This is a genomic window from Lentzea sp. NPDC054927 (genome assembly GCF_053610285.1).
Window position 1 is genome coordinate 334,361 of the sequence record NZ_JBSGXZ010000002.1, and the last position, 20,020, is coordinate 354,380.

18 protein-coding genes are annotated in these 20,020 nt (G+C 70.5%); 7 read left to right on the plus strand and 11 right to left on the minus strand.

Translation table 11 applies throughout. The annotated features are described in order from the left end of the window. The first annotated feature begins 3 nt into the window (after positions 1-3). Both ACWGE0_RS04985 and ACWGE0_RS04990 read left to right on the plus strand, forming a co-directional pair. On the plus strand, positions 4-849 hold the full coding sequence (locus ACWGE0_RS04985; protein WP_452259597.1) for an SGNH/GDSL hydrolase family protein: 846 nt from the start codon (positions 4-6) through the stop codon (positions 847-849). Positions 850-887: 38 nt separating this feature from the next. After that, a complete protein-coding gene (locus tag ACWGE0_RS04990; protein WP_452259598.1) occupies positions 888-1,757 on the plus strand; it encodes an SGNH/GDSL hydrolase family protein in 870 nt (289 codons plus the stop codon). On the opposite strand, the gene ACWGE0_RS04995 is transcribed toward ACWGE0_RS04990, so the two are convergent. The 3 genes from ACWGE0_RS04995 to ACWGE0_RS05005 are packed head-to-tail and all read right to left on the minus strand — an operon-like array spanning position 1,696 to position 4,413. Beyond that, the gene (locus ACWGE0_RS04995; RefSeq protein ID WP_452259599.1) at positions 1,696-3,261 is read right to left on the minus strand and encodes a sensor histidine kinase; all 1,566 of its coding nucleotides are present in this window, start codon (positions 3,259-3,261) and stop codon (positions 1,696-1,698) included. The genes ACWGE0_RS04990 and ACWGE0_RS04995 overlap by 62 nt on opposite strands. Beyond that, entirely contained in the window at positions 3,258-3,902 is a 645-nt protein-coding gene (locus ACWGE0_RS05000; protein ID WP_452259600.1) for a response regulator transcription factor, read from the minus strand. Before ACWGE0_RS05000 ends, ACWGE0_RS04995 begins: the two co-directional genes overlap by 4 nt. Continuing rightward, on the minus strand, positions 3,883-4,413 hold the full coding sequence (locus ACWGE0_RS05005) for a hypothetical protein (protein ID WP_452259601.1): 531 nt from the start codon (positions 4,411-4,413) through the stop codon (positions 3,883-3,885). Before ACWGE0_RS05005 ends, ACWGE0_RS05000 begins: the two co-directional genes overlap by 20 nt. Before the next feature lie 177 nt (positions 4,414-4,590). Here ACWGE0_RS05005 and ACWGE0_RS05010 point away from each other — a divergent pair, with 177 nt between their 5' ends. Further along, positions 4,591-5,544, plus strand: coding sequence for a class I SAM-dependent methyltransferase (locus ACWGE0_RS05010; protein WP_452259602.1), 954 nt, complete (start codon positions 4,591-4,593; stop codon positions 5,542-5,544). Positions 5,545-5,568: 24 nt separating this feature from the next. On the opposite strand, the gene ACWGE0_RS05015 is transcribed toward ACWGE0_RS05010, so the two are convergent. After that, positions 5,569-6,180, minus strand: a complete 612-nt coding sequence (locus ACWGE0_RS05015; RefSeq protein ID WP_319963954.1) for a TetR/AcrR family transcriptional regulator — start codon at positions 6,178-6,180, stop codon at positions 5,569-5,571. A gap of 71 nt (positions 6,181-6,251) precedes the next feature. Between ACWGE0_RS05015 and ACWGE0_RS05020 the strand changes: the two genes are divergently transcribed. From ACWGE0_RS05020 to ACWGE0_RS05030, 3 genes are read left to right on the plus strand one after another with little or no spacing between them, the layout of a single operon-like run. Then, on the plus strand, positions 6,252-7,109 hold the full coding sequence (locus ACWGE0_RS05020; RefSeq protein ID WP_452259603.1) for a metal-dependent hydrolase: 858 nt from the start codon (positions 6,252-6,254) through the stop codon (positions 7,107-7,109). Further along, positions 7,109-8,005, plus strand: a complete 897-nt coding sequence (locus tag ACWGE0_RS05025) for a PDR/VanB family oxidoreductase (RefSeq protein WP_452259604.1) — start codon at positions 7,109-7,111, stop codon at positions 8,003-8,005. Before ACWGE0_RS05020 ends, ACWGE0_RS05025 begins: the two co-directional genes overlap by 1 nt. Positions 8,006-8,007: 2 nt before the next feature. Further along, complete coding sequence (locus tag ACWGE0_RS05030) at positions 8,008-9,621, plus strand: SDR family oxidoreductase (RefSeq protein ID WP_452259605.1); 1,614 nt, start codon at positions 8,008-8,010, stop codon at positions 9,619-9,621. 126 nt (positions 9,622-9,747) lie between these two features. On the opposite strand, the gene ACWGE0_RS05035 is transcribed toward ACWGE0_RS05030, so the two are convergent. The 7 genes from ACWGE0_RS05035 to ACWGE0_RS05065 all read right to left on the minus strand — a co-directional run bounded on the left by ACWGE0_RS05035 (position 9,748) and on the right by ACWGE0_RS05065 (position 17,198). Further along, a complete protein-coding gene (locus ACWGE0_RS05035; RefSeq protein WP_452259606.1) occupies positions 9,748-10,197 on the minus strand; it encodes a tetratricopeptide repeat protein in 450 nt (149 codons plus the stop codon). Between the two features lie 27 nt (positions 10,198-10,224). Then, complete coding sequence (locus ACWGE0_RS05040) at positions 10,225-11,682, minus strand: carboxylesterase/lipase family protein (RefSeq protein ID WP_452259607.1); 1,458 nt, start codon at positions 11,680-11,682, stop codon at positions 10,225-10,227. A 67-nt stretch (positions 11,683-11,749) separates the two neighbouring features. Then, a complete protein-coding gene (locus ACWGE0_RS05045) occupies positions 11,750-12,718 on the minus strand; it encodes an NAD(P)-dependent alcohol dehydrogenase (protein ID WP_452259608.1) in 969 nt (322 codons plus the stop codon). Positions 12,719-12,772: 54 nt separating this feature from the next. Then, positions 12,773-14,743 (minus strand): hypothetical protein, encoded by a 1,971-nt coding sequence (locus ACWGE0_RS05050; RefSeq protein WP_452259609.1) that lies wholly within the window; start codon positions 14,741-14,743, stop codon positions 12,773-12,775. An 81-nt stretch (positions 14,744-14,824) separates the two neighbouring features. Continuing rightward, entirely contained in the window at positions 14,825-15,421 is a 597-nt protein-coding gene (locus ACWGE0_RS05055; protein WP_452259610.1) for a VOC family protein, read from the minus strand. Beyond that, positions 15,418-16,752, minus strand: coding sequence for a dihydrolipoyl dehydrogenase family protein (locus ACWGE0_RS05060; protein ID WP_452259611.1), 1,335 nt, complete (start codon positions 16,750-16,752; stop codon positions 15,418-15,420). Before ACWGE0_RS05060 ends, ACWGE0_RS05055 begins: the two co-directional genes overlap by 4 nt. Further along, the gene (locus ACWGE0_RS05065; protein ID WP_452259612.1) at positions 16,752-17,198 is read right to left on the minus strand and encodes a VOC family protein; all 447 of its coding nucleotides are present in this window, start codon (positions 17,196-17,198) and stop codon (positions 16,752-16,754) included. Before ACWGE0_RS05065 ends, ACWGE0_RS05060 begins: the two co-directional genes overlap by 1 nt. Positions 17,199-17,345: 147 nt before the next feature. Between ACWGE0_RS05065 and ACWGE0_RS05070 the strand changes: the two genes are divergently transcribed. Then, on the plus strand, positions 17,346-20,018 hold the full coding sequence (locus tag ACWGE0_RS05070) for a helix-turn-helix transcriptional regulator (RefSeq protein WP_452259613.1): 2,673 nt from the start codon (positions 17,346-17,348) through the stop codon (positions 20,016-20,018). Positions 20,019-20,020: the final 2 nt, after the last annotated feature.

Sequence of the window (20,020 nt, forward strand, 5' to 3'; positions counted from 1 at the left end):
GGTGTGCCGAGGTTTGCGCTGGTCGTAGCGTTGCTCACGGCGCTGGCGGCGTGCACCTCGACGCCGCCTCCGTCCTCACCGTCACCCACTTCCAGCAGCACGCAGCCCGCCGAACAGCAGCAGCAGGTTTACCTGTCGATCGGCGACTCCTACGCCACCGGGTTCGGTCCGGGTGGCACCGGCGAGAGCTTCGCCCAGATCGTCGCCAAGCAGTCCGGGCTCGAGCTCGTCAACCTGGCCTGCAATGGCGCCACCTCGATCGATCTCGCCTCCAAGCCCGCGTGCGGGCCGGACGCGGGCGGTAAGACCCAGCTCGACGCCGCGGTCGAGGCGCTGAAGGGCGGCAAGGTCGGCCTGGTCACCGTGGTGATCGGCGGCAACGACCTGGCGCCGTGCGCGTTGTCCCAGGAACCGCTGGCGTGCGCGACCAGGACCGTCGCCGACATCCAGACCAACGTCGCCGGCACGCTCAGCGAGCTGCGGGAGGCCGCGCCGGACGTGAAGATCGTCGGGCTGACCTACCCGGACGTGTTCCTCGGCGCGTGGGTGAACCCGTCGTTCCCGAACGGCAAGAACCTCGCCCAGCTGTCGGTCGCGATGTTCCAGGACTTCAACACGAAGATCGCCGCCCAGTACGGCAGGTTCGGCGCGAAGTTCGCCGACGTCACGAGCGCGACCGGCGGTTACGGTGTGCTGACCGACCTGACCCAGGACCCGAAGTACGGCCAGATCCCGGCCTCGGTCGCCAAGGTGTGCGCACTCACCTACTTCTGCGACCGCACCGACGTCCACCCGACGCCCGCCGGCCACCAGGCGATCGCGGAGGCCGTCACCGCGGCGAGCCGTTGATCACGGCGGCCTCACGGGTGATCTCGTATCCTCGGGGCGTGCAGAGGTTTGCGCTGGTCCTGACCTGCGCGGTCACGGTGCTGACCGCGTGTTCCCCGAGCGCGGCTCCTCCCACCACCGCCGTCGAGACCGGGCAGCGGCTGTACGTGTCGGTCGGCGACTCCTACGCCACCGGCGTCGGGCCGAACGGCACCGGCGAGGGGTTCGCCCAGATCGTCGCCCGGCAGTCGGGCCTCGGGCTGGTCAACCTCGCCTGCAACGGCGCCACCTCCGCGGACCTGCTGACCCAGGAGGCCTGCGAACCCGAGGCCGCCGGCAGGACGCAGGTCGACGAGGCCGCGGACACGTTGCGCTCCGGCCAGGTCGACCTGGTCACGATGGTGATCGGCAGCAACGACCTGCTGGAACCGTGCGCGGTGGCCCAGGACCCGAGGGACTGCGCGACCTCGGCGGTCGTCGACACCAAGACCAACATCGCCACCGCGCTCACCAGGTTCCGCGAGGCGGCGCCGAACGTGAAGATCGTCGGGCTGAGCTACCCGGACGTGTTCCTCGGCGCGTGGGTGAACCCGTCCCTCCCGGACGGCGAGGACCTCGCCCGCACGTCGGTCGCGCTGTACGAGGACTTCAACCGCGAGATCTCCGCCGAGTACGCGAAGTTCGGCGCGACGTTCGTCGACGTCACCGGCATGACCGGCGGCTACGGTGCGCTGACCGAGCTGACCGAGGATCCGAAGTACGGCCAGATCCCGGCCTCCGTCGCCGAGGTGTGCACGCTCACCTACTACTGCGACGACACCGACGTGCACCCCACACCGGCAGGCCACCAGGCCATCGCGGACGCCGTCATCGCGGCAGGTCGCGGAACTCCGCCCGCACCGTCGTCCCCCGCCCCGCCGACGAACTGACGGTCAGCCGCCCTCCCGCCGCCGCCACTCGGTCGTCCAGCGCGCGAAGTCCGGAAGCGCCGCCGGTTCCGTCGTCGCTCACCTCGACCGTGACCCGCCTGTCCACGCGGGTGACCTGGATGCGCACCTCGCGGGCCTGGGCGTGCTTCGCCGCGTTCGTGAGCGCCTCCGCGACCACGAAGTAGCAGGTGCGTTCGGCGACGGGCGAGAGCCGTTCTGCCGGCACGCCGACGAGCACCGCCGGCACCGCGGACCGTTCGACCAGCGACAACAGCGCCGGGCCGAGTCCGGCGTCCGTCAACAGCACCGGGTAGATGCCGCGGGCCAGCTCCCGCAGTTCGTCCAGCGCCCTGGCGAGCTCCTCCCGTGCCGCGACCAGCAGCTCCGGCGAGTTCTCCGCCAGCCGCAACGTCAGCAGCACCGACACCAGCCGCTGTTGCGCGCCGTCGTGGAGATCGCGTTCGACCTGCCTGCGCGCCTCGTCGGCAGCCTCCACGATCCGCCGCGCCCGCATCTCGTTCTGCACGGCCAGAGCCGCACTCGCCGCGACACCACGCACGAGCACCGGATCCAGCGCGGGATCGTGCACGAGCGCCCCCAGCCGCGTGCCACCCGCCTCCAGGTAGGTGACGCCACGGGAGGTCGGCGCCACCTCGCCGTGGACGATCTCCAGCGACGGGTCGTGCAACGTGCGGGCCAGCACCGATCGCAGGTCGTCCGGCAGCCCGGCGCCCAGCGACACCGCCAGCTCCCCCACCGCCGACCGGTCCAGCCGCGCCCGCACCAGCCCGTAGAGCAACGCCAGCGGCCACCCGACCAGCACGACCTCGGTCGACCACTGCAGCAGCACCTGCACCGCCGGAGGAAGCCCGATCAACGCCGCCACGTACGTGACGACCACCGTCAGCACGATGGCCGCGCCACCCCACACGACCGGGCCGAGATCGCGCCGGGCCACGCTCCCCGACCGCAGCCAGCGCGTGATCATCCGCGCCAGCAACGCCCCGAACAGCACGATGCCGCTGATCATCACGACGACCGCGACGGCCGGCACACCCGGCGACGTGACCTCGCGGATCACCACGGTGTTCTGCGGTCCGCCGACGGGCGACAACAGCAACCACGCCACGTTGACCGGCACTGTCAGCAGGTAGGCGACACCCACCACCACGCGCTGCCAACGACTCGTGATCCGCCCGCTCGGATAGGTGACCAGCAGGTGCCCGAGCACCGCCAGGTAGAGCGTCTTCGTGGCGACTCCGACGGCGAACGCCACGTCGTTCTCGATCGCCCCGGTCAGCCGGACGAACCACGCCAGCCCGACCGCGATCATCAGCTGCCCGGCGGCGCTGTCCGGGCGCCGGTCCGCGGCCTCGATCCCGGCACCGATGAACGCGAGCCCCACCGCCAGGTTCAGCACCACGGCCGGCACCGACACCTCGTAGCCGCCCCACACCAGCGCGGCCAGCGCGAGGAATCCGGTGCCCAGCCAGAGGATTCTCATCGCCGCAGGTAGGCGAGCACGGCCAGCACCCGCCGGTTGTCGTCGGGTCCCTGCTGCAGTCCGAGCTTCGTGAACACCGACCGCACGTACGCCTCGACCGTCTTGGGGCTCAGGAACAACCGCTCGCAGATCGCCTGGTTCGACCGTCCCTCTGCCATCACGGCGAGCACCTCGCGTTCCCGTTGCGACAACGACTCCAGCGGATCGTCGACCCGCCGCCTGCCCACCAGCGTCGCCACCACGCCGGGATCGATCACCAGTCCGCCCGCCGCGACCCGCCGGACCGCGTCGGCCAGTTCGGCCGCGTCCACCACCCGGTCCTTGAGCAGGTAACCGGTCCCGCGGGCGTCGGAATCCAGCAGCCGCAACGCGTAGTGCGGCTCGACGTGCGCGGACAGGACCAGCACACCGATGTCCGGATGGGTCCTGCGGATCTCCTGCGCGGCGTCGAGGCCCTCGGTGGCGAAGCCCGGCGGCATCCGGATGTCCACGACCACGACGTCCGGCGGGTCGGCGCGCACCAGAGCCAGCAGCTCTGCCGCGTCGCCCGCCTTCGCCACCACCTCGAAACCCGCGTCGGTGAGCAGCCGCGCCACGCCCTCGCGGAACAGCGCCGCGTCGTCAGCCAGTGCTACCCGCATGCGCCGATGGAACCACGTGTGCCGGGTGCCTGCGCCGCCACATGAACAACAGAACCGCGTTCACCACGACAAGCCCGGCCACCGCGGGGTAGAGGTGCTGCATCGCGCCCGCGGTGTCGCTCACCACGAACGTCCACACGATCTTGGACAGCCCGCCGCCGTTGATCGCGACCAGCGCCCACACCAGCGAACGCCGCCACAACGCCGCGGCCAGACCACCGAGCATCACCGGGACGAGGAAGGCGACCGCGATCTTCGCGGGCGTCCACTCCCCCAGCAGGTACTCGCGTTCGGCGGCGAGCATCTCGATCGCACCCGCGGTCGGGTGTTCGGGCGCCGGGAACCAGGCCATGCTCGTCGCCAGTGCGACGAGGGTCAGCGCCAGGCCCCACCAGCTGCGTTTGTAGCTGAAGTAGGCGAACGGCAGCAGGAACAGCGGCCGGATGTACCAGCTGAGCTCGTTGTGGTGCCTCGCCCACGCCCACGATCCCAGTTCGTTGAGCCACTCCATTTCGGAACTCCTTTCGAGTGGCTCCCAGGGTTCTCGTTCCCGATCACCGAAACTACGAGGGCATCCCGTGAACTGCGGGCAGGGTTGTCCCCGTATTACCCGAAAGCCTCTGTTCGTCGGACGCCCCGCCTGACAGGCTCTGGAACCGTTGCCACAGCGAGGAAGAGTGTTCTTTCGATGACCGTGCTCCCGCACAGCACTGACGCCCTGCACCGGCTCAGCGACGCCGTCGACGGCTTCCTGCGCACCGAGAAGGAGTTGAACCTCTCCGATCCTGCCTCGCAGAAGCTGCTCGGAGGCCGTTTCCGCACGTTGGGCGAGCAGATCCGGGCCGGCGTTATGGCCGGTGTCCCGGACGAGGACATCGCCGCGGTCGTCCAACCCGTCCGCTCCGCCTGCGCGCGCACCCCGTTCATGCGCAGCGAGGAGGAGTGGACGCGCGGCTACCCCACCGACTACCGGCTCGCCGAGCACGTGCTGGCCCAGGCCAACAACGTCACGCCGGGCACCCTCGCCTGGCACGTCGAGGCCATGCTGCAGAGCTCGCCGATGACCCAGCAGCTGCGCAACCGGGTGATGCACCAAACCCGGCTGATCGGCGACACGCTGACCGCCCCGCGCAACGGCCCTCGCTCGGTGCTGCTGATCGCGTCCGGTGCCGCGCCCGACCTGCGGGCCATCCCGCCGGGCATCCTCCGGCCGGGCGACCGGTTCGTGCTGACCGACGTGGACCCGGACGCCCTGGCGTTGGCCCAGAAGCGTCTCGGGCCGCTCAACGACGTCACCTCAGTGGTGCCAGGCAACATCTTCCGCGCGTTGAACCCGCTCGCCGAGCTCGGACCGTTCGACCTCGTGCTCGTCAACGGCCTGTACGACTACCTCAACGACCGCGCGGCCGTGCGGCTGACCGAGGCCGTGCTGACCCGGTTGTGCCGGCCTGGTGGGACGTTCTACTTCTCCAGCATCGTGCCCGGTAGTCCGTTCCGGTGGCCGTTGGAGTACCTGATGGAGTGGCAGGTGATCGAGCGCGACGAAGCGGCTGTCCGGGCACTGTTGCCGGGGTGCGACGTGTCGGTGGGCCGTGAGCCGACGGGGCTGGCGCTGCTCACCCACGTTCGGACTCGGCGCTGAACCCGCGCTGAACCGGCGCCGTGCTCAGCGCAGGCCGTGCGCGATCCGGGACACGAAGGCCACCAGCCGGTCCGGCGTGAACTTCTCCGGCTCGGTCAGCACCAGCCGTCCGGACATCTCGGCCAGCGCCAGCATCGCGTGCCCCAGCAGCCCGGAGTCCAGGTCGTCCAGCCCGCCGAGTTCCTTCAGGCCCAAGGCCGCCAGCTCCTCGATCTGAGCCAGGACGCCGGCGCGCACCAGCTCGACCTGGGCGCGGAACTCGTGCGGGGTGCCCTCGGGTGGGAGGAGCACCAGGCGCCAGCGGTCCGGGGCCTCGACCACGGCGTTGACGAAGACGCGGACGGCGTCGGCGAAGGCGTCGTCCGGGGAGCGGGTGGCGAAGTCGGTGGGCAGGGCGGCGATGACCTGGTCGGTGGCGCGGGCGGCTTCGCGTTCCAGGAGGGCGCTGATGAGTTCGGCTCGGTTGGCGAACAGGTCGTAGAGCACGGGCTTGGTGACTTCGGCCTGTTTGGCGACGGATTCCATGGTCACCGTGTCGAAGCCGGCCGGGATCAGGCTCAGGGCGGCGTCCAGCAGTTGCTCGCGGCGCTGCTCCGGGGGCAGGCGGCGGGCGTACTTCCGGCGCGTTGTGTTCACGGGTCCATATTGCTACGGTGGCGTAGCTTTCACAAAGCTACGCGGGCGTAGTAATTGCCGGGAGGTCTGCGATGGAGCCGGACAACCTCGTTCTGCAGCCGCGTGACGTGCAGTTCGACTGGTCGACCCTGCCGATGCACTGGGTCCCGGACGAGCCCGTCACCACGCACGTCATGAACGTTCTGCACCTGCTGCTGCCGGAGGGTGAGCGGTGGTTCGTGCGGACGTTCCAGCAGGCGGTGCCGCTGATCCAGGACGACACGTTGCGCGAGGACGTGCTCGGGTTCATCGGGCAGGAGGCGATGCACGCCGAGGCGCACAGCGAAGTGCTCGACCACCTCCTCGCCAACGGGCTGGATCCGCGGCCGTTCACGCGGCAGATGGAGCACGTGTTCCGGCGGATCCTCGCGCCCAAGTCCGGACTGAACGAGGAACAGGCGCGCGAGCAGTTGATCGAACGGGTCGCGATCGTCGCCGCCGTCGAGCACTTCACGGCCTATCTGGGCGACTGGATGCTGAACGCCGACGCGCTCGACAAGGCGGGCATCCACCCGGTGATGCTGGACCTGTTGCGCTGGCACGCGGCCGAGGAGGTCGAGCATCGCAGCGTCGCGTACGACCTGATGTGCCACCTCGATCGCCGGTACGTGCGGCGTGCGCGGACGATGTTGCTGGTGGCGCCCGTGCTGTTCTGGCTGTGGGTGCGGGGCGCGCGGTTCATGGTGCGGGCCGACAGGACCACCGAGGTGCGGCTGACCTGGCGTGAGTCGATGAGGGCTGGGCGGCGTGGGTTGCTGCCGAAGCTGTCGGACATCTTCCGGGCGTTCCTGCGGTACTTCCACCCCGCGTACCACCCCAAGCAGGAGGGATCCACGAGTCAGGCCATCGCCTATCTCGCGTCCTCCCCTGCCGCTCGCGAGGCGCACTGATGCTGGGCGGCCTCACGAGATTCGGCAACCTCTACGACGCCGCCGTCACGCGGTTCGGCGGGCGGGCTCGTCCTGGCGTCGCGCGGGATGCGTTGTGGCTCAACGTCGTGGAACGCACTGAGGTCGCGGACGGCGTGGTGAGCCTGCGGTTCGGTGGGACGACGCTGCCCGCGTGGCAGCCCGGTTGTCACGTCGACCTGCACCTGCCGTCCGGGCTGCGCCGCCAGTACTCGCTGTGCGGTGATCCGGCCGAGAACACCTACCGGATCGCGGTGCGCGAGGTCGGTGCCGGCTCGCGCGAGGTGCAGGCGCTCGAAGTCGGCGACCGGATTCAGGTGCGTGGACCGCGCAACGCGTTCCCGTTCGCCGGGATCGGGCCGATCGTGTTCGTGGCGGGCGGCATCGGGATCACGCCGATCCTGCCGATGGTGCACGCGGCCGCGCGCCGGGGGCTGGACTGGCGACTCGTGTACTGCGGGCGATCGATGGCGGCCATGCCGTTCCTGGACGAGCTGCCGGTCGGCCGCGTCGACGTGCGGATCGGCCGGGGCGGACCGCTGTTGAACGACTCCACGCCCGGTGGCGCGGTGTACTGCTGTGGTCCGGCGTCGATGCTGGAGCAGGTGCGCGAAGAGTTCTCGTCGCGGTGGCTGCACTTCGAACGGTTCAGCCCGCCGCCGATCGTGGACGGGCGCCCGTTCACGGTCGAACTGCGGCGCAGCGGGGTATCCCTGGACGTGCCGGCCGGCCGGTCGGCGCTGGACGTGATCAGGGACTTCCGGCCGGCGGTCGCCTACTCGTGCCGGCAGGGGTTCTGCGGCACGTGCGACGTCGGCGGCGTGCGGATCTGCGTGGACCGGCCCACCGGTGACCGGCTAGTTCTGGAGGAACTGTGAAGGTGCGTTCCGGGGAAGTCGAACTCGCCGTGCAGGTGCGCGGCACGGACGGGCCGACCGTGGTGCTCGTGCACGGCTATCCCGACACCCACGCCGTGTGGGATCGCGTGGCCGCGTTGCTGGAGAAGGACTTCAAGGTCGTCACCTACGACGTGCGCGGCGCGGGCGAGTCGACGGCGCCGTCCACTGAGGACGGTTACCGGCTCGAACACCTGGCGAAGGACCTGTTCGCGGTGATCGACGAGGTCAGCCCGGACGAACCGGTGCACGTCGTCGGCCACGACTGGGGTTCGATCCAGTCGTGGGAGGCCGTGACCACGCCCGGCGCGCGGATCAGGACGTTCACCTCGATCTCCGGGCCGTGCCTCGACCACATGGGGCACTGGTCGCGCAAACGCTTGTCGGTCGCGCACATCCGGCAGTTCTTCCGGTCCTGGTACATCGGCGCGTTCCACCTGCCGGTGCTCGCGCCGCTGTTCTGGCGGCTCTACCTCGGCCCGCGCTGGGGCGGCGTGCTGCGCCGGCTCGAAGGTGTCAGGACGACACCGGCCAAGACGATCACCCGGGACGCCGTGCGCGGGATCTCGTTGTATCGGGCCAACATCCGTCAGGTGATGGGCTCACCGCGGAACCGGCTCGCGCCCATGCCGGTGCAGGTGATCCAGCCGACCCGCGACCGCTACATCCGCACCGAGGCGCTGGACCTGGAGCGCTGGGTGCCGTCACTGCGCCGGCGCAAGATCGCTGCCGGGCACTGGGCGCCGCTCAGCCACCCCGTGCCGCTCGCCAGGATGATCAGCGAGTTCGTCGCGGACTCCACCGCACCGCGCGAACTCGTCGTGATCACCGGTGGTGGCAGCGGGATCGGGCGGGCGACGGCGGTCGCGTTCGCCAGGACGGGTGCGAACGTCGTGGTGTCCGATGTGGACTTCGCCGCGGCCAAGGAGACCGCGGACATGGTCGACGGCCACGCCTACGAGGTCGACGTGCGATCGGAAGAGGCGGTCAGGGCCTGGGCGCGGCAGGTCGCCGACGAACACGGCGTGCCCGATGTCGTCGTGAACAACGCCGGGATCGGCCACTCCGGGTCGTTCATGTCGACGTCGACCCAGCAGTGGCAACGGGTGCTGGACGTCAACCTGTGGGGCGTCGTGCACGGCTGCCGGGCGTTCGGTGAGCTGATGATCGAACGCGGAGAGGGCGGCCACATCGTGAACCTGTCCTCGGCGGCGGCCTACCTGCCGTCGAAGATCCTCTCCGCGTACGCCACCAGCAAAGCCGCGGTGTTCATGCTGTCGGACTGCCTGCGGGCCGAACTCGCGCCGCACGCCATCGGCGTCAGCGCGATCTGTCCGGGCCTGGTGAACACCAACATCACCGCGACCACCACGTTCTCCGGCGTCAGCACCGAGGAACAGAGCCGCAAGCAGGACCGCGCGTCCCGGATCTACGCCCGCCGCGGCTTCGGCCCGGAGGGTGTCGCCACGGAGATCGTGCGCGCCGTCCGCCGCAACCGGCCGGTGGTGCCGGTGACGGCGGAGGCGAAGGCCGCACGGTTGGCCAGCCGGGTCGCGCCGAGCTTGTTGCGCGCGTTCGCCAAGCTCGACGTCGGATAGCTGGTGTCTTGGGTCGTTGATTCGCTCGCGCCGCCGTGGCCTTGAGCGTCTGCAAGTACCACCAACTCTTGATCGAATCGCCGTCAACTACACCCAACTCAGCAAGCGTGGCCAGGACTGGCCGAGCTAGACCTCGGCCAGGTCCCCGCCGAACGCGGCGGCCAGCCGGAGCCAGGGCGCGGCCTCCTCAGGCCGTCCCTGCCGCTCCAGCGTCCGCCCGAGCAGCAGGTGGGCGTAGTGCTCGACCGGGTCGCGGTCCACGATCACGCGGAGCTGCGCCTCGGCCTTGCCCAGCTGCGCAGAGTGGAAGTACGCGCGGGCCAGCAGCAGGCAGAGGTCCGTCTGGAACGGCACTTCCTCGACCACCTCGGCGAGCAGCTGCGCGGCCTTGACATAGTCCCTGGCCTCGAACAGCAGCTGCGCGCGGTCCCACTTGTCGGCTGCGGTGTCCACGTGCCCGGCGTCGAACAGGTGCGTGGCGGTGACCCATCGGTCGGCCGCCACCTCACCGTTCGGCTGGTATGCGTTGAAGTCGTACCCCGTGCTGTCGTGCACCGCGAAGTCGTTGTCCCTCATCGAACCTCCCTTCCGGCGCGTACAACGTCAGCCGGCGGCAGGTATTCCCCCGATCAGCGGCAGCGGGGCGAAGCGGTGCCCGGCCCAGATCCGCCGCGACACCTCCTCCGGATACGCGGTCACGGTCGCCGGCACGTCGAAGAGCCGAGTGAGCCGGGAATCCGGGTCGTAGGCGGGCCAGCCGGGATCGCCGTGGATCGCGAAGGACGACCACGCCGTCCGCATCTGAGCGGACAGGTCCTCCGTGGCCGGCGTGATGTCGCCCAGCACCGCGGCGGTCTGCCCGCGCCCCGGATTGCCGAACACCAGCGGCACGTCGATCCCGTGACAGGCCCCGAACCGGTCGGGCGGCTCCCAGGTCACCTCGTAGACGTGCGCCCGGCCACCCGCGGCGACCTGGGCCTCCGCGAGGTGCAGCGACGGCATCCGGAACAGCCAGTCCGAGCAGACCTCCTCGAACAGCTTCTCCGGCCCCACTTCCGGATACACCAGACCCGGTGCGAGCACCCGCAAAGCCTCCGCGGCCTGCTCCTGCGTCACCTGGCCGAGCATTCCCTCGATCGCGGTGAGAAGCCGCTGCTCGTGGCGCGTGTGCCCGACGACGAGGTCGACATCGCCCGTCAGTCCGTCCCACGGCGCCACCGGCAGCACGTCACCGTCGACCACCGGCGCGAACGGGATGATCTTGTGCGCCGCCTGGCCCCAGCGACCGGCGAACTGCCCGATCTTGGCCATGACCTCGTCGCCCACGATCGGCAGCATCGCCGGGTCCACAGTGGACAGATCCGCGACCGTCGGGCGCAGACCCAGTTCGGCGGCACACACCACAGCGATGTCGGCGGCCAACTCCGGCGTGAAGAACACGCCCGGCACGCTGCTCGCGATCGCGCGGTGGAACAGCCCGGCGGCGCGGGGCATGGCCAGCAACGCCGCGACCGAGCCTCCGCCCGCCGACTGACCGAAGATCGTCACGCGGGCCGGATCTCCGCCGAACGCGCTGATGTTGTCGCGCACCCATTCCAGCGCCGCGACCTGGTCCAGCAGCCCGCGGTTGGCCGGAGCGCCCTCGATCGCCGCGAACCCCTCCATGCCGACGCGGTAGTTGAACGTCACCACGACGACGCCGTCCAACGCGAGCCGCGCGCCGTCGTACTCGGGCAGACCGGACATGCCGATTGTGTAGGCACCGCCCTGGATCCACACCATGACCGGCAGATCGCCGGCGAGATCGGGCGACCAGACGTTCACGGTCAGCCAGTCGTCGCCGGACTCCCCCAGCTCGTCCATGCCGAACACCGCTGCCTGCGGTGGGGGTGGGCCGAACGTCAACGCATCCCGCACGCCCTCCCACGCCAGCGCCGGCTGGGGTGCGGCGAACCGCAGGGCGCCGACCGGGGACGCGGCGAAGGGGATGCCGCGGAAGACCGCCATTCCTGCGTCCGAGGTGCCTCGAACCGTTCCGCCGCCTGCTCGAACCTCGACCATGACGCGGATGGTGGTCTCCCGAGCCTGGTGAGCGCCAGGGAATTTCCGGCCGGGCAGTTCCCAGCGGTCAGGCCGTGACCACGACCTTGGCCCGCGCGTGCTGGGACTCGACGTGCCGGATCGCGTCGGGCGCGTCAGTCAACGGATAGGTCCGCTCGATCACCGGTACCAGCTTCCCCGACTCGGCGAGGTCGCGCAGCGCGGCCAGGTTCTCCTTGCTGGGCTTGGCTTCCAGCACCACGAGCCGCTGCCGGGTGAACGGGCCGAGCACCTTGCCCTGGATGATCAACCGGTACGGGCCGAACAGCGCCCCGCCGGTGAAGCTGCCGCCGCCGGAGAGCACCAGGACGCCGTCCGGGGTGAGCAGGCCGCGCAACGCGCTCATCGACCGGTTGCCCACGAGGTCGAAGACGAGGTCGTAGCGCTCGTCACCGCTGGTGAAGTCCTCGGTCTTGTAGTCGATCACCACGTCAGCGCCGACCGAACGGACCTGCTCGACGTTGCGCGTGCTGCACACCCCGGTCACGATCGCCTTGCGCGCCTTGGCGATCTGCACCGCCAGCAGCCCGACACCGCCGGACGCGCCGTTGATCAGCACCTTCTGCCCCGCCTGCAGTTCGCGCAGGCCCATCCACGCGGTGTTGCCCGCCAGCGGCAGCGTCGCCGTCTGCTCGTACGTCAGGTTCACGGGCTTGCGCTCCACCAACCCCGCCGGCACCCGGACGTACTCGGCGAAGGACCCCTCGACCTCGCCGAACACCTCGTCGCCCACCTGCAGCATCCCGCTCACACCGGGCCCGACGGCCTCGATCACGCCCGCGAAGTCCATGCCCCGGATCCGCGACTTCGGCCCGCGCAGCCCCAAGAACAACCGCGCGAAGTACGGGTCACCGCGCATGATGTGCCAGTCGGCGGCGTTCACCGACGAGGCCCGCACGCGCACCAGCACCTCGCCGGCCGCCGGCACGGGCCGTTCGACCTCGCGCAGCTCCAGCACGTCCGCCGAGCCGTATCTGTCCTGGATGATCGCCTTCATTCGCGGCCTCCCTCGCTTGCTCAGGAAGTTAGGCCGCGCCAACGCCCTTCCACATCAGGGACGACCCCTAGGGTCACCCGACATCATGCTTCGGGCGAAGTCCTGGGCGTCGGCGAAGTCCTTCGCGTGGTGCTCGGCGCGGGCGGCGCGGAAGTCCGTCGTGGGCGGGTCGGGGTCCTGGTCCTCGTCCGGGAGGTAGTCGTAGTGCTTCACGTGCTGGAGGAACGCGACGAGCTCCGGCCGTCCGGTCCGGATCAGCTCCTCGTGCCGCTCGACCGGGAATCCGCAGGACGACCGGGAGCCGTGGTAGCCGTCGATCACACCGAGGTACATCGCGTCGAGGTTCGGGAACGACTCCTGCGCCACCACCTCGGCCGGCAGCGACGAGCTGTTGCGGCGGTGGTGCGCGGTCCAGACGTCCTGTTCCAGATCGAGTTCGAGCAACCGTTGTGCCGCACGGGATCGAGCGAGATCGACCAGGCCGTCGTCGTCGATCACGTTGTCGTGCAGGCTCAGTTCCCACAACTGTTGCAGCACCGGCCACGCGGCGAGCGCACGGGCGCCGGCAGAGCCGACGTTGTTGTAGGACAGCGAAACACTCTTCAGCGCAGGGGCTTGCGGCGGGAGCGACGTGAGGTCGGCGTCTCCGAGAGCGCAGTCGTCCATGCACAACGTCCGCAAGGTGCGCCACGCGGTCGCGTCCGGCGTGGGCGGCAAACCTCCCAACGGATTACCGGACACGTTCAAGGATTCCAGCGGCAGTTCCAGCACCGCGCTCAGACCTGCCTGGGTGAGCCCGGTGCCGGAGAGGTTCAGCGTCTTCAAGGCAAAGCCCGACCGTGCAACGGCTTCCGCTCCCGCGTCCCCGATCGGCTGCACGGCCCCGCGGCTGTAGTGCGGCGAACCGCCGGCACTGCCGCTGAGATCGAGGTGGTCGAGCGAGGGCATGCGTGCGGCGAGCAACTTGCGCACGCCGTCCGCGCCGAGGTAGTTCCTGCTGAGATCGAGGTGCCGCAGCCGGGGGTACTCCGCGGCGAACGCGTCAGCACAACGGTCCGTGGCGACGAGGTCGACGAGCGTGATCTTCTCGATCGTCGCGGAGTCGACGGCGCCCAGCACGCGGGTGATCGCGTCATCACCGAGGGGCAGAGTCTTGAACGACAGTTCGGACAACCGCGCCGGCACGCCACTGTCCGCGATCGCCTCCACGGCGCGTGCGCCCATCCCCTCGCGGTCTGTTCCCATCTGGGTGCCGTGGACGGTCAGGCTGCGCAGGTTCGTGAGTTTCGCACGGGAGAAGAACTCCTCGCACGCGACGTCGTCCTCCTCGATGACGTTGCCGAAGGACGGCTGCCCCAGCAGCGACCTGCCGTTGCGGCCGCAGCGGAACCCGAGCGCGAGCCGGTCCAACGAGGCGAGCTGCGTGCAGTCGGCGAGCTCGCGTGCCTCGTCGGCGCTCGTCACGAGCACCTCGGCGGACTTCAGGTCCGGCGCCAGGTCGTTGCGCAGCAGGTGGATCAGGTCGGGTGCGCGCAGTCCGGCGTGCCGCAACCGGGTCGGCCGTTCGATCCGGATCGGCGGGACCTTGAAGTGCCACAGGCTGTCCTGCGCCCGCACGGCGACCAGCGACTCGAGCCGCGTGACCGCCTCACCGGCCGCGAACCGGCCGAGAGCGGAGGCGTCGAACTCCATCAGACCGTGGAACTCGACGGACCGCAGCCGTTCCCAGTGCCCTGCCAGGTCCGCCAACGCCGATACCTGCTCGTTGTCGTACCAGGCCAGCTGCAGATGTCTCACCGCACGCACTTCCGGCTGGACGCGCGGGTCCGGCAACGTCAGATCGCGCAGCCCGTTGCGCGGGTCGCGCAGGTCGAGCGAGCGGACCAGCCCCCACACCGGTTTGGTGAAACCGGACTCCAGCGCGGCGAGCCACGACCACGGCGCCTGGCGCGTCTCGTCCGGCCACGAGGTGAGCTGTTCTTCGCACCACGCGAGGAGTTCCTGCCCGGCGCCAGCTCTGGTCACCGCAGCACAAAGCGCGCGGAACGCCGTTTTCGACGGCGTTCCGCGCAGCGCTTGTTCGACTTCTGGGATCACTCCCGCAACCTAGCGCGGCAGCTCTTCGCCCGTCTGCTCCTTGACCATGTACTCGGCGTACCAGTCGGGCCAGTTCTCGTCGAACTCGCCGCCGTTGCGCTTCTCGTGCTCGCCGTGGGCCAGCGCGGCCCTGCGCAACGCCGAGGACAGGTCGGTGATGGACCCGTAGGACGTGTCGTCGGCGTCGACGCGGCCAGGCAGGCGGGTCGTGACCTCCTGCAGGATCCACAGGTTGCCGTCCGGGTCGGCGAACTCGGCGCGGGTGAAGTAGCTGCGCCGCTCGGGGTCCGCGCCCTCGACCGGGCCGTCCGGACCGCCGTGGAACAGCGGACCGACCTTGACACCGGCGGCGAGCAGTGCCTCGTGCGTCTCGACGATGTCCGAGACGATCAGGAAGTGCCTGCCGGAACCGGGTTCCGCGGTCGTGACGCCCTCGCCGAAGTGGATGGACGCGTTCGAGCCGTGCGGGGTGAACTGCACGACCCACGGCGGGGTGACGTCCAGGCGCCAGCCCAGCCGGCTGTAGAACTCCTTGGCGCGCTCCACGTCCGTGACGGGGATGACGGTGACTTCGAGCTTCATGTCGATCTCTGCCAAGTTCTTCACTTCGCTACTTCCTTTGCCAGGTCGCGGAGGGCGTTGAGGAACGCCTCCGAAAAGGTGGGGAACGGCTGGATGACGTCGAGCAGCACGGACAGCGGGACCTTCGCGCGGATCGCGAGGGTGGCCTGCTGGAGCCACTCGCCTGCCTCGGGGCCGATGGCGTAGGCGCCGGTGAGGACTTCGCCGTCGGACACGAGGGTCAGGAAGCCGGGTCGCGTGTCGTACTCACGGGTGTAGGTGGCCGTGCGCGCGACGCCGGACAGGTGAGCTGTTGCGGTGTACTTTCCTTCTGCCGCACCGACTGCGGCGACCTCCGGCGAGGTGAACACGACCCTCGGGACGGCGCTGTAGTCGACCTTGGCCGGTTGGCCGAGGATGTTCGCGGCGGCGACGCGGCCCTGGTACTTGCCGACGTGGGTCAGGTTCCACTGGCCCGTGACGTCGCCGACCGCCCAGATGCCGTCCGTCACGTTCATCCGCTCGTCGGTGACCAGACCGTGCGGATTCGGTTCGACACCAACGGTCTCGAGCCCGATGTCCGCAACCCGCGGGCGGCGGCCGGTGGCGACGAGGAGCTTGTCGCCGCGCAACTGCTTGCCGTCCGCGAAGTCGAGCACGTACTCGCCGTTCTCGAAACGCGCCGCGGTGGCGTGTGCGCCGAGATGCAGTTCGACGCCGGTCAGTGCCACCCCGAGCGCGCGGCCGACCGCCTCCGGTTCGCGGGGCAGCAGGTGATCCGCGCCCTCGACCAGGGCGACCTCGGCACCTAGGCCCCGGAACGCCTGCGCCATCTCGACGCCCACCGGTCCGCCGCCGAGGATCAGCAGCCTGCGAGGGATCTCCTGGACGCCGGTGGCCTCGCGGTTCGTCCACACGTCCAGCTCGCGCAGGCCGGGGATCGGCGGGATGAACGGTTCCGAGCCGGTGGCGATCACGATGTGCTCGGTGGTGTAGGTCTGGTCGCCCACCGCCACGGTGTTCGGACCGGCGATGCGCCCGTCACCGCGCAACACGTCGATGCCGGCTTCCCGCGCCCACTTCTCGCCGCCCGCGTCGTCGTAGGACGAGACCATGAAGTCGCGCCAGGCCAGCACGGCCTTGGTGTCGACCTGCCCGGTGACGGCCTCCCTGGCGCCGGGGACGTCGAGCGCGGCCGCCACGGCCTCGCCCGGCCTCAGCAGCGTCTTGGACGGGATGCACGCCCAGAACGAGCACTCACCGCCGAGCAACTCGCGCTCGACCAGCGCCACCCGCAGTCCACCCTCGGCGACGGCGGCGGCGAAGTGCTCGCCGGGTGATCCGCCGCCGATGACGATCACGTCGTACTGGGTCATCACACACGTCCGGGGAGGCGCGTCGTGACCTCCTGCAGGACCCAGCCGTTGCCGTCGGGGTCGCTGAACGAGGCGAACGACCCGTAGCTGGAGCGGTCGGCGGCAGGCCCGTCGACCCGGCCCTCGGTGCCCGCGTGGTGGAAGACGCCCGTCTTGTCGTGGAAGATCTCGCTGACCTCCACACCGCGCCCGATCAGGTCCTCACGGGCGGCGACGATGTCGTCGACGATCAGGTGCAGCCCCTCGGCACTGCCCGGCGCCGCGTTAGTCACGCCGTTGCCGAAGATGATCGACGCAGGCGATCCGGGCGGGGTGAGCTGCGTGAGGCGGTAGCCCTCGTCGTTGGCGAACTCGGCGTCGAAGCGCCAGCCGAGCGCCTTGTAGAAGTGGATGGCCCGGTCGACATCGCTCACCGGGATGACCGCGACCTCGAACTTGTAGTCCATCGGGGTTCAACTCCTTCGCTTCGTTTCGTGTACCGCAAGAGTCGTCCCACCAGGGCGTCCTTCGAACCCGTGGAACACCCTGGTCACCCACTGGTGCCGAGAGCGGTGCCGGCCCGGGCCGCACGCCGCCGCACTAGGCTCGGACCCGTGTCGGACGAGGGACTGCTGGGCAGACGCACCGAGGGCGAGACGCTGGACCGCCTCCTCACGCAGGCGCGGACGGGCGCCGGGCAGGTGCTGGTCCTGCGCGGCGAGGCCGGGATCGGCAAGACCGCGCTGCTCGACCACGTGTCGGGGCGGGCCTCGGGGTTCCGGGTCGCGCGGGCCGCCGGGGTGGAGTCCGAGAGCGCGTTCCCCTATGCCGGGCTGCATCAGTTGTGCGTGCCGTTCCTCGACCGTCTGGACCGGCTGCCCGCTCCGCAGCGGGAGGCGCTCGGCACCGCGTTCGGGATGGCGTCCGGGCCTCGGCCCACGCGGTTCATGGTGGGGCTGGCGGTGCTGACGTTGCTCGCCGAGGTCGCCGACGAGCAGCCGCTGGTGTGCCTGGTGGACGACGCGCAGTGGCTCGACTCGATGTCGTCCGCGGTGCTCGGGTTCGTCGCGCGGAGGCTGCTCGCCGAACGGATCGCTTTGGTCTTCGTGCTGCGCGAGAGCAACGACTACCTCGACGGGCTGCCCGAGCTGCTGGTGCGCGGGCTGGACGACGCCGACGCCCGCTCGTTGCTGGAGTCGGTGATCAAGGGGCCGGTGGACGGCCGGGTGCGCGACCGGATCGTCGCCGAGGCCCGTGGCAACCCGCTGGCGCTGCTGGAGCTGCCGCGGGCGTGGACCACGGCCGAGCTGGTCGACGGGTTGGACGCCGAGCCGCTGACCAGCCGCATCGAGCAGAGCTTCGTCCGGCAGATCGAACCGCTGCCCGCCGACACTCGCCTGCTGCTGCTGACCGCCGCCGCCGAACCGCTCGGTGACGCGACCCTGCTGTGGCGCGCGGCCGGTCTGCTCGGGCTCGGCGCCGACCCGGCCGCTGCGGCGGTGGGCACCGGGCTGATCGAGTTCGGCGCACGGGTCCAGTTCCGGCACCCGCTGGTGCGCTCGGCCGTGTACCGCTCGGCGTCCACTGTGGACCGGCAGCGGGTGCACCGGGCGCTCGCGGACGTGACGGACCCGGCGATCGACCCGGACCGCCGCGCGTGGCATCGCGCGCACGGCACCACCTCACCCGACGAGGAGGTCGCGGCCGATCTGGAGATCTCGGCGTCGCGCGCCCAGGCCCGTGGTGGTCTGCTCGCCGCGGCAGCCTTCCTCGAACAGGCCGCGGTGCTCACCCCCGAGCCCGGCCGCCGCGCTTCCCGGGAGCTGGCGGCGGCACGGGCCAAGCGGGACGCGGGTGCGCTCGAAGCGTCGCTGCGGCTGCTCAGCGCCGTCGAGGCCGGGCCGCCGGACGAGCGCCGCAGCGCCGAGATCGAGCACCTGCGCGGGCACATCGCGTTCGACCAGCGCCGGGTCGCCGACGCCGCGCCCCTGTTGTTCAGCGCGGCTCGCCGGCTCGCCCCGTTCGACGCCGACCTGGCCCGCGTGACCCACCTCGAGGCCATGTCGGCCGCGATCTGGGCGGGTTCACCGCTGGAGGACGCCGCCCGCACCGCTCCCCCGCCGCGCACCCCGCCGTGCGCGATCGACCTCGTGCTGGTGGCCCTCACCACCCGCATCACCTCGGGCTACACGGCGTCCGTGCCGCACATGAAGCGCGCGCTGGACGAGGTGCGTGCGCTGAAGGTCGGCGCCGACGACATCAGCCGCCTGCCGTGGCTGTTCGGCAACCGCGCGGGCGGCATCGTCGCGAGCGAGATGTGGGACTTCGACACGCGCCGTGAGTTCGCCAGGCAACAGGTCCGCATGTCCCGCGACGCCGGTGCCCTCGTGCAGCTGCAGTTCGCGTTGAACTTCTTGGCGGACAACGAACTCATGGCCGGCGAACCCGCCGCCGCGCAGGCGTTGATCGAGGAGGACCGGCGCATCTCCGAGGTCACCGGCACCCCGCCGGTCGGCTACGCGGTCCTGCTGCAGGCCGCCTTCCGCGGTGAGGACATCGCCACCGCGGCCGGGGCGCAGGCGCGCGCGGAGGGTCAGGGACGGCTGGCGACCATCGCCGACTGGACCCTCGCGATCCTCCACAACGGACTCGGCAGGCACGACCTCGCCCGCGACGCCGCGCTGCGCGTGTTCAACTCCGACGCCCTGATCTACAGCTGCCTGGTCGCCGCGGAACTGGCCGAGGCCGCGTCCCGCACCGGCGACACCGCTCTGGTCGCCGAGGCACTCGAACGTGCGGAGCCGCTGGTCGACACCGCCTGGTCGGTGGGCGTCAAGGCCCGTCTGCGCGCGTTGAACGGTTCCCCGGAAGGCTTCCGCGAGTCGATCGACCACTTCGCCCGCACGAGCCTGAAGACCGAACTCGCCCGCGCGCATCTGTTGTACGGCGAGTGGCTGCGCCGCGAGGGCCAGCGCGTCGAGGCCCGCGAGCACCTCCGCACGGCGCACGAAATGCTGGGGGCGGCAGGCATGCCGACGTTCGCCGACCGCGCTCACCGCAAATTGCAGGCCACCGGCGAAACGGCCCGCAAGCGCACCGCCGAACCCACCGACGAGCTGACCGCGCAGGAGTACCAGATCGCCAGGCTGGCCCGGGAGGGGTACTCGAACCCGGAGATCGGCACGCGCCTGTTCATCAGCCCGCGCACCGTGGAATGGCACCTGCGCAAGGTGTTCGGCAAGGTCGGCGTGACCTCGCGCCGCCAGCTGCGCGACGCGAGGTTCTGACC

What these genes read in the sequence shown, in the direction of transcription:
- ACWGE0_RS04995 (WP_452259599.1), bottom strand. Translation starts at nt 3,261, where the DNA reads ATGAGAATCCTCTGGCTGGGCACCGGATTCCTCGCGCTGGCCGCGCTG.
- ACWGE0_RS05000 (WP_452259600.1), bottom strand. Translation starts at nt 3,902, where the DNA reads ATGCGGGTAGCACTGGCTGACGACGCGGCGCTGTTCCGCGAGGGCGTG.
- ACWGE0_RS05005 (WP_452259601.1), bottom strand. Translation starts at nt 4,413, where the DNA reads ATGGAGTGGCTCAACGAACTGGGATCGTGGGCGTGGGCGAGGCACCAC.
- ACWGE0_RS05010 (WP_452259602.1), top strand. Translation starts at nt 4,591, where the DNA reads ATGACCGTGCTCCCGCACAGCACTGACGCCCTGCACCGGCTCAGCGAC.
- ACWGE0_RS05020 (WP_452259603.1), top strand. Translation starts at nt 6,252, where the DNA reads ATGGAGCCGGACAACCTCGTTCTGCAGCCGCGTGACGTGCAGTTCGAC.
- ACWGE0_RS05025 (WP_452259604.1), top strand. Translation starts at nt 7,109, where the DNA reads ATGCTGGGCGGCCTCACGAGATTCGGCAACCTCTACGACGCCGCCGTC.
- ACWGE0_RS05035 (WP_452259606.1), bottom strand. Translation starts at nt 10,197, where the DNA reads ATGAGGGACAACGACTTCGCGGTGCACGACAGCACGGGGTACGACTTC.
- ACWGE0_RS05040 (WP_452259607.1), bottom strand. Translation starts at nt 11,682, where the DNA reads ATGGTCGAGGTTCGAGCAGGCGGCGGAACGGTTCGAGGCACCTCGGAC.
- ACWGE0_RS05045 (WP_452259608.1), bottom strand. Translation starts at nt 12,718, where the DNA reads ATGAAGGCGATCATCCAGGACAGATACGGCTCGGCGGACGTGCTGGAG.
- ACWGE0_RS05060 (WP_452259611.1), bottom strand. Translation starts at nt 16,752, where the DNA reads ATGACCCAGTACGACGTGATCGTCATCGGCGGCGGATCACCCGGCGAG.
- ACWGE0_RS05065 (WP_452259612.1), bottom strand. Translation starts at nt 17,198, where the DNA reads ATGGACTACAAGTTCGAGGTCGCGGTCATCCCGGTGAGCGATGTCGAC.